Source organism: Mycobacterium sp. NGS22, assembly GCF_059813095.1.
This window is the reverse complement of sequence record NZ_JCALDY010000069.1, coordinates 1-310: the sequence shown is the minus strand read 5'-3', so window position 1 is coordinate 310 and position 310 is coordinate 1. Positions and strand designations below refer to the sequence as shown.

1 pseudogene is annotated in these 310 nt (G+C 64.2%); it reads right to left on the bottom strand.

The features are described from left to right. Positions 1-310 (bottom strand): annotated as a pseudogene (locus AC5Y47_RS25680) (IS21 family transposase); the annotation flags it as partial.

Genomic DNA, 310 nt, shown 5'->3' with positions numbered 1-310 from the left:
ACCGCACCGAGGTCAGCGTCTCGGTGACCGGCGCTACCGGCGGCAGGCCCAGCATCTGGGCTCGGTCGGCGTCGAGGAAGTCCACCGGACGGCCATCCAAGACTCGCACCCGACGAGCGTTGGCGATCGGAAGCCATTGCTCCAGTTGAGCATTGAAGTCTGCCGGTGAAGCGAAGCTGCGCCCGGGCAGAAACGAGGTCTCCAGATAGCGGTTGGCTCGCTCCACGATGCCCTTGGATTCAGGGTCATAGGGTTTGAGTTGCACCAGACGCGAACCCAGCGTGCCCATCAACGCCGTGACCGCATCGGT